This is a genomic window from Streptomyces sp. NPDC049813 (assembly GCF_044465085.1).
Lineage (GTDB): Bacteria > Actinomycetota > Actinomycetes > Streptomycetales > Streptomycetaceae > Streptomyces.
On sequence record NZ_JBITLI010000002.1, the window covers coordinates 598,667 to 614,275 of the forward strand.

General features: G+C 73.3%; 19 protein-coding genes and 1 pseudogene. 12 read left to right on the forward strand and 8 right to left on the reverse strand.

The features are described 5' to 3' along the window. Positions 1–26 precede the first annotated feature (26 nt). Complete coding sequence (locus ACIBW6_RS06775; protein ID WP_399057361.1) at positions 27–962, forward strand: hypothetical protein; 936 nt, start codon at positions 27–29, stop codon at positions 960–962. A gap of 73 nt (positions 963–1,035) precedes the next feature. Next, entirely contained in the window at positions 1,036–1,743 is a 708-nt protein-coding gene (locus tag ACIBW6_RS06780; protein WP_399057363.1) for a copper homeostasis protein CutC, read from the forward strand. Positions 1,744–2,084: 341 nt separating this feature from the next. Here ACIBW6_RS06780 and ACIBW6_RS06785 read toward each other — a convergent pair whose 3' ends face one another. Further along, positions 2,085–4,055 carry a HelD family protein gene (locus tag ACIBW6_RS06785; protein ID WP_399057723.1) on the reverse strand — a complete coding sequence of 657 codons (1,971 nt, stop codon included), beginning with the start codon at positions 4,053–4,055 and terminating at the stop codon, positions 2,085–2,087. 660 nt (positions 4,056–4,715) lie between these two features. Between ACIBW6_RS06785 and ACIBW6_RS06790 the strand changes: the two genes are divergently transcribed. Both ACIBW6_RS06790 and ACIBW6_RS06795 read left to right on the forward strand, forming a co-directional pair. Then, positions 4,716–5,375: a hypothetical protein gene (locus ACIBW6_RS06790; protein ID WP_399057365.1), complete on the forward strand. Its 660-nt coding sequence runs from the start codon at positions 4,716–4,718 to the stop codon at positions 5,373–5,375. A 105-nt stretch (positions 5,376–5,480) separates the two neighbouring features. Continuing rightward, positions 5,481–6,193, forward strand: a pseudogene (locus ACIBW6_RS06795) (MFS transporter). Between the two features lie 16 nt (positions 6,194–6,209). Here ACIBW6_RS06795 and ACIBW6_RS06800 read toward each other — a convergent pair. The 4 genes from ACIBW6_RS06800 to ACIBW6_RS06815 all read right to left on the reverse strand — a co-directional run bounded on the left by ACIBW6_RS06800 (position 6,210) and on the right by ACIBW6_RS06815 (position 8,410). Then, positions 6,210–6,512 carry a hypothetical protein gene (locus ACIBW6_RS06800; protein ID WP_399057367.1) on the reverse strand — a complete coding sequence of 101 codons (303 nt, stop codon included), beginning with the start codon at positions 6,510–6,512 and terminating at the stop codon, positions 6,210–6,212. After that, entirely contained in the window at positions 6,509–7,312 is an 804-nt protein-coding gene (locus ACIBW6_RS06805) for a hypothetical protein (protein WP_399057369.1), read from the reverse strand. The genes ACIBW6_RS06800 and ACIBW6_RS06805 overlap by 4 nt, the downstream gene beginning before the upstream one ends. 443 nt (positions 7,313–7,755) lie before the next feature. Next, positions 7,756–8,022 carry a DUF4031 domain-containing protein gene (locus tag ACIBW6_RS06810; RefSeq protein WP_399057371.1) on the reverse strand — a complete coding sequence of 89 codons (267 nt, stop codon included), beginning with the start codon at positions 8,020–8,022 and terminating at the stop codon, positions 7,756–7,758. Between the two features lie 7 nt (positions 8,023–8,029). Further along, positions 8,030–8,410: a hypothetical protein gene (locus tag ACIBW6_RS06815; protein WP_399057373.1), complete on the reverse strand. Its 381-nt coding sequence runs from the start codon at positions 8,408–8,410 to the stop codon at positions 8,030–8,032. Positions 8,411–8,463: 53 nt separating this feature from the next. On the opposite strand from ACIBW6_RS06815, the gene ACIBW6_RS06820 reads away from it, so the two are divergent. The 5 genes from ACIBW6_RS06820 (at position 8,464) to ACIBW6_RS06840 (ending at position 12,880) form a co-directional block, all read left to right on the forward strand. Next, positions 8,464–9,393, forward strand: a complete 930-nt coding sequence (locus ACIBW6_RS06820; protein ID WP_399057375.1) for a MurR/RpiR family transcriptional regulator — start codon at positions 8,464–8,466, stop codon at positions 9,391–9,393. A gap of 310 nt (positions 9,394–9,703) precedes the next feature. Further along, positions 9,704–10,678: an N-acetylmuramic acid 6-phosphate etherase gene (gene murQ / locus ACIBW6_RS06825; protein WP_399057377.1), complete on the forward strand. Its 975-nt coding sequence runs from the start codon at positions 9,704–9,706 to the stop codon at positions 10,676–10,678. 53 nt (positions 10,679–10,731) lie between these two features. Then, positions 10,732–12,276 (forward strand): PTS transporter subunit EIIC, encoded by a 1,545-nt coding sequence (locus ACIBW6_RS06830; RefSeq protein ID WP_399057379.1) that lies wholly within the window; start codon positions 10,732–10,734, stop codon positions 12,274–12,276. Between the two features lie 92 nt (positions 12,277–12,368). Continuing rightward, on the forward strand, positions 12,369–12,620 hold the full coding sequence (locus ACIBW6_RS06835; RefSeq protein ID WP_399057381.1) for a type II toxin-antitoxin system Phd/YefM family antitoxin: 252 nt from the start codon (positions 12,369–12,371) through the stop codon (positions 12,618–12,620). Next, positions 12,617–12,880 carry a Txe/YoeB family addiction module toxin gene (locus tag ACIBW6_RS06840; RefSeq protein ID WP_399057383.1) on the forward strand — a complete coding sequence of 88 codons (264 nt, stop codon included), beginning with the start codon at positions 12,617–12,619 and terminating at the stop codon, positions 12,878–12,880. Before ACIBW6_RS06835 ends, ACIBW6_RS06840 begins: the two co-directional genes overlap by 4 nt. On the opposite strand, the gene ACIBW6_RS06845 is transcribed toward ACIBW6_RS06840, so the two are convergent. After that, positions 12,881–13,078 carry a hypothetical protein gene (locus ACIBW6_RS06845; protein WP_399057385.1) on the reverse strand — a complete coding sequence of 66 codons (198 nt, stop codon included), beginning with the start codon at positions 13,076–13,078 and terminating at the stop codon, positions 12,881–12,883. Next, positions 13,075–13,311: a hypothetical protein gene (locus ACIBW6_RS06850; protein ID WP_399057387.1), complete on the reverse strand. Its 237-nt coding sequence runs from the start codon at positions 13,309–13,311 to the stop codon at positions 13,075–13,077. The genes ACIBW6_RS06845 and ACIBW6_RS06850 overlap by 4 nt, the downstream gene beginning before the upstream one ends. Before the next feature lie 100 nt (positions 13,312–13,411). Here ACIBW6_RS06850 and ACIBW6_RS06855 point away from each other — a divergent pair, with 100 nt between their 5' ends. The 3 genes from ACIBW6_RS06855 to ACIBW6_RS06865 are packed head-to-tail and all read left to right on the forward strand — an operon-like array spanning position 13,412 to position 14,852. Further along, entirely contained in the window at positions 13,412–14,257 is an 846-nt protein-coding gene (locus ACIBW6_RS06855) for a helix-turn-helix domain-containing protein (RefSeq protein ID WP_399057389.1), read from the forward strand. After that, positions 14,232–14,519, forward strand: a complete 288-nt coding sequence (locus tag ACIBW6_RS06860; RefSeq protein ID WP_399057391.1) for a DUF397 domain-containing protein — start codon at positions 14,232–14,234, stop codon at positions 14,517–14,519. The genes ACIBW6_RS06855 and ACIBW6_RS06860 overlap by 26 nt, the downstream gene beginning before the upstream one ends. 54 nt (positions 14,520–14,573) lie before the next feature. Then, positions 14,574–14,852: a hypothetical protein gene (locus ACIBW6_RS06865; protein ID WP_399057393.1), complete on the forward strand. Its 279-nt coding sequence runs from the start codon at positions 14,574–14,576 to the stop codon at positions 14,850–14,852. A gap of 4 nt (positions 14,853–14,856) precedes the next feature. Here the strand turns inward: ACIBW6_RS06865 and ACIBW6_RS06870 are convergent, their stop codons facing one another. Next, complete coding sequence (locus tag ACIBW6_RS06870) at positions 14,857–15,516, reverse strand: TetR/AcrR family transcriptional regulator (RefSeq protein WP_399057725.1); 660 nt, start codon at positions 15,514–15,516, stop codon at positions 14,857–14,859. Positions 15,517–15,609 lie beyond the last annotated feature (93 nt).

Genomic DNA, 15,609 nt, shown 5'->3' on the forward strand with positions numbered 1-15,609 from the left:
CGTCCATTCCTCTCGAGGAGCCCGCCATGCACACCGGAACGAAGATCGCCGCGTTCGCCGCCGCCGTCGCCGCCACCTTCGGCACCGCGTACGGGGTGGGGAGCGGGGTCGGCCCCGTCACCGCCGAGGCGCCTCCCGCGCCGCGGCACGACAGCGCGCACGCGCAGAAGGAGCAGACACACGGGGAGGCGGAGGCCGGGCACGCGGGTGACGCCGTGCCCGGCGGGCTCGGTGACGCCGTGCCTGGCGGGCTCGGTGACGCCGTGCCCGGCGGGCTCCAGGTCTCCGAGCGCGGCTACTCGCTCGACCTGGAGCGCGACCGGCTCCCCGGCAGGACCGGCGAGCTGCGCTTCACCATCCGCAAGGACGCCACCGGCGCGGCCGTGACCGCGTACCGGAAGGAGCACGGCAAGGAGCTGCACCTGATCGTCGTCTCCCGCGACCTGACCGGGTACCGGCATCTGCACCCCGTGCGCGCCGCCGACGGCACCTGGTCGACACCCGTCGCGCTGCCCGCGGCCGGCGACTACCGAATCTTCGCGGACTTCACGCCCCGCGGCGAGAAGGAGGGGCTCACTCTCGGCGCGGGCCTCGGGGTGGCCGGGCGGTACGCACCGGCGCCGCTGCCCGCGCCCTCCGCGACGGCGCGCGTACCGGGCGGGTACGAGGTCCGGCTGGAGGGCGGCCTGAAGGCGGGCGCGGCGAGCGGGCTGACCCTGCGCGTCAGCAAGGACGGACGGCCGGTGACCGACCTCCAGCCCTACCTCGGCGCGTACGGGCATCTGGTCGCGCTGCGCTCCGGCGACCTGGCGTACCTCCACGTTCACCCGCACGACGGCGGGCCGGGGCCCGGGGTTTCCTTCACGGCGACCGCGCCGAGCACGGGGACGTACCGGCTCTTCCTGGACTTCCGGCACGGCGGGGAGGTCAGGACGGCTGCGTTCACCGTGCACGCGGCGTAGGGTGAGCGGGACATTGGACTAGACCTGTCGTCGGTGCTCCGGGCGGGTCGATCGCGACAGGAGCCTCATCCTCATGAGCAAGCGTGCAGTCCTGGAGGTGATCGCCCTCGACGCGCAGGACGCGGTCGCCGCCGAGGCCGGGGGTGCGGACCGTCTGGAGCTGGTCACCGACATGGCGGCGGACGGGCTGACGCCGTCGGTGGAGACGTTCGCGGCGATCCGCGCGGCCGTCGGCATCCGGCTGCGCGTGATGCTGCGGCTCGCGGACGGCTTCTCGTCGGGCGGGCCCGAGGGGACGGCGGAGCTGGTCGCGGCCGCGCGGGCGCTGCGGGCGGCCGGGGCGGACGAGTTCGTGCTCGGGTTCCTGGACGCGCACGGGGCGCCCGACCTGGTCGCCGTCGAGCGGGTCGTGGCGGAGCTGGACGGCTGCGGCTGGACGTTCCACCGGGCCATCGACCGGGCCGCGGACCGGGACGCCCTGCGCAAGCAGCTGGCGGATCTGCCCGGGCTCGACACGTACCTCACGGCGGGGTCGCCGGAGGGGGTCGACGCCGGGCTCGACGTCCTCCTCACGGAAGCGGCGCGCGGCACCGAACCCGGGTACGAGCCGCAGCTGCTCGTGGGGGGCGGGCTCCGTCTTGAGCATGTGCGGGGGTTGCGGGCCGGCGGGGTGTCGGCGTTCCACATCGGGGGGGCGGCGCGGCCGGGGGGTTGGAGCGAGCCGGTCTCTGCGGAGGCGGTGCGGGTGTGGCGCGAGGCGCTTGACGCGGTCGCGGCGTAGGGGGGGCCGGGCGGGTCCGTCGCCGGGCGCGGCAGCGTCGTGGCTGGGCGCGCAGTTCCCCGCGCCCCTGGCGGCACCCAGCTCCACCGGCAGTTTCAAGCCCCTCCGGCGATTGAGGAGCGGGGGCCGGGGCGGAGCCCCGGGGCTGAGCATCATCGCCGGGCGCGGCAGCGTCGTGGCTGGGCGCGCAGTTCCCCGCGCCCCTGAGCGGGGCTGAATCAAGCCCCTCCGGCGATTGAGGAGCGGGGGCCGGGGCGGAGCCCCGGGGCTCAGCACCATCGCCGGGCGCGGCAGCGTCGTGGCTGGGCGCGCAGTTCCCCGCGCCCCCCAGCGGGGTCACATCAGAGGCGGGTCAACTGGAGCGGGAGCGGAGACGTGTGGGTGACCGTGAGGCCGGAGACGGCTCGGGTCAGGGCCACGTAGAGGCGGCGCAGCCCGGTACGTTCGTCGGGCTCGGCGCCCACCACCGCGGCCGGCTCGTCCAGCACCACATAGTCGTACTCCAGCCCCTTCGCCAGCGACGCAGGCACCAGCGTCAACCGGGCCCGGGCCGTCGTCTCCTCGCCCGGGGCGAGGAACGTCAGGCCCGCCGCCTCCAGCGCCGCCCCCAGAGCCCCGCACCGCGCATCCGCCGCGATGAGCCCCACCGACCCCTCGTTCTCCAGCGCCCGGACACACGCCGCGACGACCTCCGCGACCTCCGACACCGCCCGCACCTCGAACGCCCCCGGGTTCTCCCGCACGGACTCCACCGGCGCGAGCCCGGGCGCGATGGACGGCAGCAGCCGCGAGGCGTACGTGATGACGTCGGTCGGCACGCGGAACCCGGCCGTCAGCTCCTCCACCACCGCGTCCGGCTTGCCGAGATGCGCCAGCGCCTCGTCCCAGCTCCGTGTCGCCCACGGCGTGGTGCCCTGCGCGAGGTCCCCGAGGACGGTCACGGAACCGGTCGTCGCGCGCCGCCCCACCGCCCGGTACTGCATCGGCGACAGGTCCTGCGCCTCGTCGAGGACGACGTGCCCCAGCGAGTGCGTGCGCCCGATCAGATCGCTCGCCTCGTCGATCAGGACGGCGTCCGCGGCGGACCACTTGGCGCTCTTCGTGCTGCGCGCGGGCTTCTCCCACAGCACCGCCCGCTGCTCCTCCTCGTCGAGCAGCCCGTCCGCGTGCACGGCGAGGAACTCCGCGTCCGACAGCAGCCGCAGCACCAGCCTGGCCGGGTCGACCGCCGGCCACACCGCCTTGACCAGCGCCTTCACCGCGGTGTTGCGGGCGACGGCGTCCTGTACCCGGTCGTCGGGGGCCTCCCCGGCCCGCTCCATCTGCACCAGCACGGCGTGCGCGACGCGCTGCGGCAGGGCGTCGCGCGCGGCCCCGTACCGCATGTCGCGCTCACGCAACTCCTGGACGATGTCGGCGAGTTCGTACGAGGGAACGCGCCAGCGGCGCGAGCCGCGCACCACGACGACGCCCTCGTCCGGGGCGGTGATGTGCGAACGCAGCGCGCGCCGGATCACCTCGGCCATCCGGGCGTCCCCCTTGACCAGGGCGGTCGCGGCACTGTCCGTGCCCCGCACCTCGACGTGGGCCACCAGGTCGTCGACGGTCGCCTGCCGCACCTCCAACTCGCCCAGCGCGGGCAGCACTTGCTCGATGTAGTGCAGGAAGGAGGCGTTCGGCCCGATGACCAGGGTGCCGGTGCGGGCCAGCCGTTCCCGGTGCGCGTAGAGCAGGTACGCGACGCGGTGCAGGCCCACGGCGGTCTTGCCGGTGCCGGGCCCGCCCTGGACGCACACCGAACCGGCGAGCCCGCTGCGCACGATCTCGTCCTGCTCGGGCTGGATGGTGGCGACGATGTCGCGCATCGGGCCGACGCGGGGCCGCTCGATCTCCCGCTGGAGCAGCGCGCTGGTCCGCTCGGCCTCGGCCGGGTCGGAGAGGTGCTCGTCCTCGTACGCGGTCAGCTCGCCGCCGGTGTACCCGAAGCGGCGGCGCAGCGCGACGTCCATCGGGTCCTTCTTCGAGGCCCGGTAGAACGGCTGGGAGACGGGTGCGCGCCAGTCGATGACCATGGGGTCGCCGTCGGCGTCGTGGACGTGCCGCCGCCCGATGTAGAACTGCTCGCCCTCCGCGCCCTCGGCGAGGTCCACGCCGGGGGCGTGCAGGTAGTCGAGGCGGCCGAAGAAGAGCGGGGTGTGGCTCAGGTCGGCGAGCGCCTTGATCCGCTCGTCGACCTGGCGCTGGAGCACCTCGGCGTTGACCCAGTTCGCGGTGACGTCGCGGATGTCCAGCGCCTCGGCGTCCTCGCGCATGGCGCGCAGGGCTGCGCGGGAGGAGTCGAGGTGGGCGCGCTCGCGGTCGAGCGGTGAGGTCGATGTCGATGTCGATGTCGGCGAGGGCGTTGACGGGCTCACGGGGTGGTGCCTCCGGCTCCAGGTACGCGTGTGCGACGGGGTCCGGCCGGTTTCCGTCCGGTCGGCGGCGCTCCGGCTTCAGCGGCGCGGGGGCGGCGAAGGGAGGCGGGCAGACGCGCGATTGTACGGGACGGGTGGGTGCCGCTTCCAACGATTTTCCGCACTGCGCGCGCCCCGCATTTGTCCGCACGCCCGGCGGGGGCTGAGCGCGCAGTTCCCCGCGCCCCCAAGATGCGCACTGCGTGCGCCCCCGTTTTCGGGTGCGGGTCCGGTGGGGCTTCTCGCGCCGTTCCCCGCGCCCCTGAAGGCATGCGGCTTCGCCGCAGCCTCAGGGGCCCCTGGCGGAGGGCCGCTTCCCGGAGGGCCGATGAGATGGCGCACGAAGTGCGCATCTCAGGGGCGCGGGGAACTGCGCGACCAGCCCCCACCGGGCCCGCAGACGAAGTCTTTTAGGGGCGCGGGGAACTGCGCGAGAAGCCCCACCGGCGCGCGGCCGACGAACGACCCGGCGCGGACCGGACCCGCAGAACCGGCGGAGCCCCGGGCTAGGGTCGAGCCATGGACCCCGAGCACGACGCCCCACCGCGCCTGCGCGAGCACTGGGCCCGCGCCCTGCGCGCGACGACACGGCGCCCGGACGCCGACCCGTACCCCTACGCCGACAACTTGCTGGCCCGCTGGGCCGAGCCGCAGCGCAAGTACCACACCACCGCCCACCTCGCGGCGGTCCTCGACCGGATCGACGCGCTGGCGGACCACGCGGACGACGCGGACCTGGTGCGGCTCGCCGCGTGGTTCCACGACGCCGTGTACCGCCCGGACCGCTCCGAGAACGAGGAGCGCTCCGCCGTGCTGGCCGAGCGCGCGCTGACCGAGGCGGGCCTGCCGCCGGCAGCCGTCACCGAGGTCGCCCGCCTGGTCCGCCTCACCGTCGACCACGACCCGGCGGACGGCGACACCAACGGCGAGGCGTTGTGCGACGCCGACCTGGCGATCCTGGCGTCGCCCCCGGAGGCGTACGCCGCGTACACCAAGGCGATCCGTGAGGAGTACGCCTTCGTCCCGGCCGAGGCGTTCCGTACGGGCCGGGCGGCGATCCTGCGCCGGCTCCTGGACCAGCCCCGCCTCTTCCGCACGCCGCACGGCGCCACGCACTGGGAGTCCCCGGCCCGGGAGAACCTGGCGACGGAGCTGGACCTCCTCAGCACCCCCACCTGACGCCCCCGGCGGACAAACCCGGCATACCGCCACCCCGGGAATGCCGCCCACCCACCCCCCGTTGCCCCGTACATGCCCTCACCCGCCGCCACCACCACCACGCGCATGCCCCTGGCCGTCTACATCCTCGGCCTCAGCGTCTTCGCCCTGGGCACGTCCGAGTTCATGCTCTCCGGGCTGCTCCCGGCCGTCGCCGACGACATGGACGTCACGATCCCGCAGGCCGGGCTGTTGATCTCGGCGTTCGCGATCGGCATGGTGGTGGGCGCCCCGCTGCTCGCCGTGGCGACGCTGCGCCTGCCCCGCCGCACGACCCTGATCGCGCTCATCTCCCTCTTCGGCCTCGGCCAGATCGCGGGCGCGCTCGCTCCGGGTTACGCGGTCCTGTTCGCCTCCCGCGTCGTCTCCGCGCTCGCCTGCGCCGGGTTCTGGGCGGTGGGCGCGGCGGTCGCCATATCGCGGCGGTGGCCCTCTCCTTCCTGCTGGGCCTGTCCGCGTTCTTCACGGCTCCGGCGCTCAACGCCCGCATGTTCAACGTCGCGGGCGCCGCGCCCACCCTGGCCGGCGCCACCACGACCGCGGCCTTCAACCTCGGCAACACGGGCGGCCCCTGGCTCGGCGGCACGGTCATCGACGCCGGTCTCGGCTATCCGGCCACGGCGTGGGCCGGCGGCGCGATGACGGTGACCGCCCTGGCACTCACCGCGGCATCCCTGCGTCTGCACCGCCGCACCCCGTCAAAGGTGGTCACGGGCTCTACGGCGACGTCCGTGCCGGGCGAGCCTGTCGCGGCGGCCTTGGAGTCCGGCGCGGCCTGATCCCGGAACCTCACGGTTACCGGCGGGCCGCGCTCCGGCTCCGGACAGCGGCCGCGACATGGCGTACGCCGTCGGTGAAGACCGCGCATCCCAGGCAGAACAGCAGCTCGGGCGCGGTCTCCCGGCCGACCGGCCACTGCGCTCCCGCGTGTCCGGCGGCGGCCACGGCCGCCACCGCGGCCGAGGCGGCCATGGCCCGCGCGGTCCGGCCCACCGCCCGCAGTCCCCGCAGAAGCGGCCGCACGCAGCTGCTGTTCACGGTGAGCCGGGCGGTCACCGTGAGCCTGACCGACGGGGACGGGTGCGACCCGGCGCTCATGGCGTGGCCACCGGGTGCAGCGCGACGTACTGCGCGGCGAGCCGCTTCAGTTTCCTGCGCACGCGTTCGCCGCGCCGCTCGGCGTCCTGCGGATCCCGGGCGCCCGCCAGCCGGGCCGCCTGGGACCAGGTGAGTCCCGGGTTCTCGGCGAAGGCGTGGGCGACCCGCACGTCCATCGGGTCCTTGGCGAGCCGGTCGAGGACCCAGCCCAGGCGCGGGTCTTCCGGCTCGCGCCCCAGCACGATGTCCTCGGCGCTCGGCGAGGTGGAGCGGAGGGCGTCGGCGAGGGTGCCGAGGTCCTCCCGGCCCGGCACCAGGGGCTCGGAGAGCAGCCGTACGTACTGACGGCCCTGCATCCGTTCCCACAGCGGCTTCCACAGGGCCAGCAGCCGCTGTGCGCGGAGCTTCAGCCACTTGGCGAACGTGTGGTCGGGCTGTAGCGGCCCCCGGTCCCAGCCCTCGCTGAGCAGCGCGTCCACCACGCCGTCGCGCCACGCCTCGGCGTCCTTCACACCGAGCCAGACCCGGGAGAACACGTCCACCTCGGCGTGGTCCCCGCGCAGCGCGGCGTCCCGGGCGGAGCGGGCCGCGGTGTAGGCGCAACGGGCCCAGTCGGCGGCCGGGGTGGGGGGCCCTGACTCATAGGCGTTGTCGCTCAGTTCGCGCAGCAGGGCCGCGATGTAGGCGGTCTTCCCCATGCCGGGGCTGGTGAGGTGCTCGGCGTTGAACCAGAAGTAGCTCCGCAGGCCCGGGAGAGACCCGTGGCTCCACTTGCGCCACCCCGGCGGATACTCCGGCAAGCCGTCCGGTCCCGCCACGGTCGAGGGCCAGAACACCAGGGTCGACCACCGGCCGGAGCGTTCCGCGCAGCACCCGCACCGCCGCCCCCGGCGCGCGAGCACGGCACGCAATTCTGCCGCCAGCCATGCGGACAGCCCCCGGAGCCCCCGCGTCGGGGTGACCGTCAGGCAGGCCCGCGGCAACGCCCCGGGCCCGGACTCACGCTGCTCAGCGCCGCGTTCGGGCTCGGCCCAGCCGAATGCCGGCGCCCCGGCGACCTGAGGACGGCGGTCGCCGTCCACGATGTCGTGCCCCGCCCACGGCGCGCACTGCCCCCGGCCGGGTGCCGTACGGCCCCAGCCTCCTCGGACGTTCTCGTGACCGACCACCGCTGCTCCGCTCTGCGTGTAACCAAAGAAGTTTCACCCTCTAGACGCGGCGCAGAGCCGAACCGGCAAAAAACTTACGCGGGCCGCCCCTTGGGCCGCCGCAGCCCCGCGTCCGTGATCCGGCGCACCAGTTCCTTCGAGCCGACCGTGACGGCCCCGGCGCGCACCGCGTCCTCGTAGCGGTGCGACGGGAGGTCGTAGTGGTCGCGGTCGAAGGCGCGTCGCGGGGCGCCCAACCGCTCGGCGAACGCGTGGAGTTCGTCGAACGACACGTCGCTGACCAGGTGGGACCACATCCGGCCGTGGCCGGGCCAGGTCGGCGGGTCGATGTAGAGGGTCACCGGTCGCTCAGCCCGTGACCTTGCCGAGCGAGCCGACCGGCGCCACCACGACGCCCGCCTCGGAGCAGACCCAGTGCGGGTCGGCGCCCAGCTCCGGTTCGACGTCCAGGGCGTGCGGGCCCTGGGTCCCCGAGCCGGGGCCGCAGACCGGGCAGAGCGGCCAGCGGCCGTACCGCTCCAGGATGCCGTCCTTGACGTCCTGGGCGACGAGCCCGGCGACGAACTCGACCCCTTCCGGCCACTGCTCCACCCACCAGCGCCGGGAGGTGATCGACTCCTCGACGAGCGAGACGACGTCGGGGTCAGCGGCGTCCACCGCTCTCAGGTCGGCGAGGACGAGCGCGCGGGCCGCGTGCAGGGCCTGCTCCAGGGGGCTGATGGTGTCCATGCAGCAATTGTGCGCCTCTTGACCCCCCGACCTTTTGAAAATATCTTTCAGTCGTGAGCAATGATGTGAAGGAAAGTTTCTCCAGCGACGCGCCGCCCGCCCCGGCGGCCCTCGCGGCCAAGGTGCGCACGCTCGCGCCGTCGATGACCCGCTCCATGCAGCGGGTCGCCGAGGCGGTCGCGGCGGACCCCGCGGGGTGCGCGGCGCTCACGGTCACCGGCCTCGCCGAGCTCACCGGCACGAGCGAGGCGACGGTGGTCCGCACCGCCCGCATCCTCGGCTACCCCGGCTACCGTGACCTGCGTCTCGCGCTCGCCGGGCTCGCCGCCCAGCAGCAGTCGGGCCGGGCCCCCGCCGTGACGGCCGACATCGCCGTGGACGACCCGATAGCCGACGTCGTCGCCAAGCTCGCCTACGACGAGCAGCAGACCCTCGCCGACACCGCGGCCGGGCTCGACACCGTGCAGCTCGGCGCCGCCGTGAGCGCGCTCGCGGGCGCCCGCCGCGTCGACGTGTACGGGGTCGGGGCCTCCGGGCTCGTCGCCCAGGACCTCGCGCAGAAGCTGCTGCGCATCGGGCAGATCGCGCACGCGCACTCCGATCCGCACCTGGCGATCACGAACGCGGTGACGCTGCGCTCCGGGGACGTCGCCGTCTCCATCACGCACTCCGGCGCCACGGGGGACGTCATCGAACCGCTGCGGGTCGCCTTCGAGCAGGGGGCGACGACGATCGCGATCACGGGGCGGCCCGACGGGCCCGTGTCGCAGTACGCGGACCACATCCTCACCACGTCCATCGCCCGCGAGAGCGAGTTGCGGCCCGCGGCGATGTCCTCCCGGACCAGTCAGCTGCTCGTCGTGGACTGCCTGTTCGTGGGGGTGGCGCAGCGCTCCTACGAGACTGCGGCGCCTGCCCTGTCGGCGTCGTACGAGGCCCTGGCCCACCGCCACCGCTCCGCTCCGCGGGCAGCCAGATCATGACCCCGGGCCCGTCGACGGGGCCCCGCGCCCCTGAAAAGACTTCGCCTGACCCGCCGTCGTGGCTGGTCGCGCAGTTCCCCGCGCCCCTGAGATGCGCACTGCGTGCGCCATCCCAGCGGCCGCTGGGGCTGCGGCGGAGCCGCATGCTCCAGGGGCGCGGGGAACTGCGCGAGAAGCCCCACCGGGCCCGCGGACGAACGACGCCCCAGGGGCGCGGGGAACTGCGCGACCAGCCACGACCCACCCGCACCCGGCGACGCCCCCGCCCCGCCCCCTCTGAACCCGCCACCCAGAAAGAGCCGAACCGACCATGACCTCCACCGACGCCGCCCCCTCCACCAACGGCGACTACCAAGAACTCCGCGCCCAGCTGGCCACCCTCACGACGGAGGCGTTCCGCCCGGAACTCGCCGAGATCGACCAGCAGCCCACCCTGGAGATCGCCCGGATCATGAACGGCGAGGACGCCACCGTCCCCACCGCCGTCGCGGCCCAGCTCCCCCAGATCGCCGCCGCGATCGACGGCACCGCGGAGCGCATGGCCCGCGGCGGCCGCCTGATCTACGCGGGCGCGGGCACGGCCGGCCGGCTCGGCGTCCTGGACGCCTCGGAGTGCCCGCCGACCTTCAACACCGACCCGGGCGAGGTCCTCGGCCTGATCGCCGGCGGCCCCTCCGCGATGGTCACCGCGGTGGAGGGCGCCGAGGACTCCAAGGAGCTGGCGGCCGAGGACCTGGACGCGCTGAACCTGACCGCGGACGACGTCGTGGTCGGCATCAGCGCCTCCGGCCGCACCCCGTACGCGATCGGCGCGGTCGAACACGCCCGCACCGCCGTCGGCGCGCTCACCATCGGCCTGTCCTGCAACGCGGACAGCGCGCTGGCCGCCGCCGCGGACCACGGCATCGAGGTCGTCGTCGGCCCGGAGCTGCTCACCGGCTCGACCCGGCTGAAGGCGGGCACGGCGCAGAAGCTCGTCCTGAACATGCTGTCGACGATCACCATGATCCGGCTCGGCAAGACGTACGGGAACCTCATGGTCGACGTACGCGCGTCGAACGAGAAGCTGCGGGCCCGCTCCCGCCGCATCGTCTCCCTGGCCACGGGCGCCGACGACGCCGCCATCGAGGCCGCGCTCGCCGCGACGGACGGGGAGGTGAAGAACGCGATCCTCGTCGTCCTCGGCGAGGTCGACGGGCCGACGGCGGCCCGTCTGCTGGCCGAGTCCGACGGCCACCTGCGCGCCGCGCTCGCGGCGTCCGCCCGCACCACCCCCGCCCCCTGACCCACCTGACACCCCTGTCACCGCACCACCCGCACAGCAAGGCAGCACGCACCATGGCTGAGAACAAGAACCGCGACGTGGCGGCCTCGATCCTCCCCCTCGTGGGCGGCGCCGCGAACGTCACTTCCGTAGTCCACTGCATGACCCGGCTCCGGCTGGGTCTGGCCGACCGTTCGCTCGTCCAGGACGAGGCGCTCAAGGCGCTGCCCGACGTGATGGGCGTGGTCGAGGACGAGACGTACCAGATCGTCCTCGGTCCGGGGAAGGTCGCCCGGGTCACCCCCGAGTTCGAGGCGCTGGTGGCGGAGGCCGGCACCCCGGCCGCCACCGCCCCGGCGAGCGAGACCCCGGTGAGCGGGACCCCGCAGGCCGCCGCCCCCGCCCACGCCACCACCGCCGGCGAACTCGCCGACCGGGGCGCCGAGCTGCGCGCCGCCCGCAAGGCGAAGAACGCGACGCCGCTCAAGCTCTTCCTGCGCCGGATCGCCAACATCTTCGTGCCGCTGATCCCGGCCCTGATCGGCTGCGGCATCATCGCCGGCATCAACGGCCTGCTGATCAACCTGGAGTGGCTGCCCGGCATCACCCCCGCGCTCGCCGCCATCGCCTCCGGTTTCATGGCGCTGATCGCGGTCTTCGTCGGGTACAACACGGCGAAGGAGTTCGGCGGCACCCCGATCCTGGGCGGCGCGGTCGCGGCGATCATCGTGTACGCGGGCGTCGCGAACATCTCGGCGTTCGGCCAGAAGCTCAGCCCCGGCCAGGGCGGCGTCCTCGGCGCGCTGGGCGCGGCGGTCCTCGCGGTGTACGTCGAGAAGTGGTGCCGCAAGTGGGTGCCCGAGGCGGTCGACGTCCTGGTCACGCCGACGCTCACGGTCCTCGTCTCCGGCCTGGTCACGATCTTCGGCCTGATGTACGTGGCGGGCGAGGTCTCCACCGGCATCGGCACGGCGGCCAACTGGCTGCTCGACAACACGGGCGCGTTCGCGGGCCTGGTCCTCGGCGGCCTCTTCCTGCCGCTGGTCATGCTGGGCCTGCACCAGGCGCTGATCCCGATCCACACCACGCTGATCGAGCAGCAGGGCTACACCGTGCTGCTGCCCATCCTGGCGATGGCGGGCGCGGGCCAGGTCGGCTGCGCGATCGCGGTCTTCAAGCGGCTCAAGCACAACAAGTCGATCCGTACGACGATCAAGTCGGCGCTGCCCGCGGGCTTCCTCGGCGTCGGCGAGCCCCTCATCTACGGCGTCTCGCTCCCCCTGGGCCGTCCCTTCATCACGGCGTGCGTCGGCGGCGCGGCGGGCGGCGCGTTCGTCGGCCTCTTCTCGATGCTCGGCACGAAGGTCGGCTCGACGGCGATCGGCCCGTCCGGCTGGGCCCTGTTCCCCCTCCTCAAGGGCAACCACGGCCTGGGCAGCACGTGCCTGATCTACGGCGGCGGCCTGCTCATCGGCTACGCGGTCGGCTTCCTGGCCACGTACTTCTTCGGCTTCAGCAAGCAGATGCTGACCGAGCTGAACCAGGACGTCGACGCGGGCGAGTCCCCCGCGGCCCAGGCGGAGGCCGCCCCGGCCTCCCCCGAGCCGGCCCGGGCCTGACCGGGCTGAGCTGCTTGTTTGCAGCGCCTTCCGGGGTTGACGTACTCTTTTCTGTACGTACAGCCACACGTACGTCGACCCAGGAGGCTGCGATGCGCACCATGACCTACACCGAGTCGCGGGCGAAGTACGCCGAGACGCTCAACGCGGTCGTGGACGATCGCGAAGAAGTGATAGTGACGCGGGCGGGCCACGACCCGGTGGTGATCGTGGCCCTCGACGAGTACGAGTCCCTGAAGGAGACGGCGTACCTGCTCCGCAGCCCGGAGAACGCACGCCGCATCCTGGCCTCCATCGAACGCCTTGAGAACGGCGGCGGCACGGTCAGGGAGCTCGCGGAGTGAAGATCGTCTTCGACGAAGACCCCTGGCGGGACTATGTCTGGTGGCAGACTCAGGACCGCAAGATCACCAAGCGCATCAACATGTTGCTCCAGGACATCGCCCGCAACGGCAACGAGGGCCTGGGCAAACCGGAGCCCCTGCGCCACGGATTCCACGGGTACTGGTTCCGGCGCATCACCGAGGAGCACCGGCTCCTGTACCGGATCGTCGACGACGAGATCCGCGTGGCCGCCTGCCGGTACCACTACGAGCGGCCCTGATCAGGGCCGTCGCCCCTCCTGACGCGTCGCCCGCGCCCCCGGCCCCTGCGGCTCGGGCGCGGGCGCGACCGCTTCCGGCGGGCAGTCCCACTCCACGCCGCCGCCGGGCGGCCGCAGTTGGACGAACCCGCCCTCGCGCGCCATCACCTGCCCGACGCGCCCGTCCCGGGTGTCGATCACGTAGGGGCCTAGGCTCATCCCAGCCTCCGGCGCTCGTGCAGGACGGCCACCAGCCGCATCGCGGTGTCCAGGTTGACGCACCCCAGGTTCACCAGCGGATACGCCACTTCGGACGCCGCGGAGGCCGCGTCGACCCGCAGCGAGGGCAGCAGTACCCCCAGCACCCCGAGTTCCGCCCGCAGTTGGCCGATGGTCTCCTCGACCACCCGCAGCCGTTCCGCGTCGCGCACCACCATCTCACTCTCCTTCACGCCGAGTTCCGCTTTCGGCACCCAGCGTGACCATCGCGGGTCTACGCTGACCAGGGGCAACTGAGCAACAGAACCGACTGTTGTACGGGGAGTGATGTACATGACCGGACCCAAGGACCTCGATCCCTCGTCCCGCCGCATCATGATCGGCGAGGAGTTACGCCACGCCCGCGAGCGCGCTCCGCTCACCCAACAAGCGCTGGGTGAGAAGTTGTTCGTCAGCGGCTCGTACGTGGGTCAGATGGAGGCGGGCACGCGGCGCATCCTGCCGGACATGGCGGTGCGGTTGGACGAGATCCTGGAGACGGGGGGTTTCTTCGTGCGGCACTGCACGAAGGCGAACGCGTCGAAGCACCCGGAGCACTTCGCGGAAGCCGCCGAAGCGGAGGCCGTCGCCGTGGAGATCAGGCAGTACGAGTCGCTGCTGATCCCGGGCCTGCTCCAGACCCCGGAGTACGCCCGCGCGGTCTTCCTGGCGTACCAGCCGACAGCGCCGGAGCAGGTCATCGACGGGCTGGTGGCGAACAGGATGGAGCGGGCGCGGCTGCTTGACCATCCAACAAAGCCGCAGTTGTGGGCGGTCGTTGACGAGGCAGCCCTGCGCCGGAAGATCGGCAGCGCGGCGGTGATGGCGGGAGTCCTGTTACATCTGGCCGCACTGGTGCATCGACGCCGCGTGATCCTGCAAGTACTGCCGTTCGACGCTGGCGCGCACGCGTCTCTGAGCGGCCCCCTCAACCTCATGCAGTTCGAAGATGCGCCCCCGATGTCCTTCGTCGAGGCCTCCGGCTTGGGCCAGTTGACCGACGATCCGGCCACCGTCACACGCCACCACCTGACCTACGATCTGCTCAGGGCCGACGCACTCACTCCGAAGCAGTCCCTGGCCCTGATCGAATCAGTGGCGGAGGATTACGCGCATGAAGATCACGCACCCGGGGCCTGACCTCACCTCGGCCACTTGGCACAAGTCCACATACAGCGGTGGCGAGGGCGGTAACTGCCTGGAAGTCGCCAAAGACTTCCCCGGCGCCGCCTGGCACAAGTCCACGTACAGCGGCGGCAGTGGCGGCGACTGCCTCGAAGTCGCCACAGACTTCCCCGGCGTCGTCCCCGTCCGCGACTCCAAGAACCCCGCCGGCCCGGCGCTCGTGCTGCGGGCGGAGACCTGGTCCGCGTTCATCGGTGGCCTGCGGCGCCGGCCGTGACGGGCGCGGCCCGCTCCACATGCGGCCGGGCCGCCCCTCCCCCATCCTGGCCGTATGGCTGAGAGCACCCTTCGTAACATCTCCTGGTCCGACTTCCGTCCCGACCGGCGGCGCCTGGTCACCGGCGCCGTCGTGACGGGCGCGGGCATGCTCGTCGCCGCGGCGGGCGCGGGCGTCCTGGCGTACGAGCTGTACCGGGCGGGACGCACCTGGACCAATGCGTGGCAGGTGCCGCCTGGCGTGCTGGCCTCGCGCGCCCTGCACCAGGCGCAGAGCGCGGCCCAGGCGGGCCGGGACGCCTGGACCAGCTACGAGGAGACGCCGGTCCGCTAGCGCCCTAGGACTGGTCCCCGGCCCCGGCCTGGAGGCGCAGCCCCGCCAGGGTCAGGTCCAGCGCGGCCCGGAACTGCACGACGTCGTCATGGTTGTCGAACTCGTCGACGATCTCGTGCACGTACGGGAAGGCCTCCGGGTCCAGCTCGCGCCACGTCGCGGCGAAGCGGCTGAGGAAGTCCTCCCGGGAGACCGCGCCGTCGAGCACCTCCTGCGGCGGCTCCTGCCCGAGGTCGACGGCCGAGCCGACGACGACACCCGTGACCGCGGAGACCGCGTGGAAGCGCTGGCGCGCGGTCAGCCGGAGCCGCAGCGTCGGCCGGCCCAGGGCCTCGTAGAGCCGCAGGGCGTTGCCCTGCACGTCGGTGTTGCGCATGAAGTAATTGCCGAGCCAGGGCCGCTCGACGATCGCGTCGAAGAGCATCAGGCCCATCGCGCGCAGGTCCTCGATCGGGTCCTCGCTCGGCGTGCGCGCCTCGATGGCGGCGAGGACGCCGCCGATGGCGTGGTCCGTGGCGCGGTCGAGCAGCTCGTCCTTGCTCGCGACGTACCAGTAGATGCTGGCGACACCGCCGCCGAGCCGCTGCGCGAGCGCCCGGAACGTCAGGGCCGATGGCCCCGCCTCGTCGAGCAGCGCGACCGCCTCCGTCAGCACGGACTCCATCGAGTGCGAAGCCCGCCGTCGGCCCCCGGCGGCGCGGTTCTGCTGGCGTGGCATGGGCCTTACCTCAATCCCTTTGCATCGCATCGAACGTTG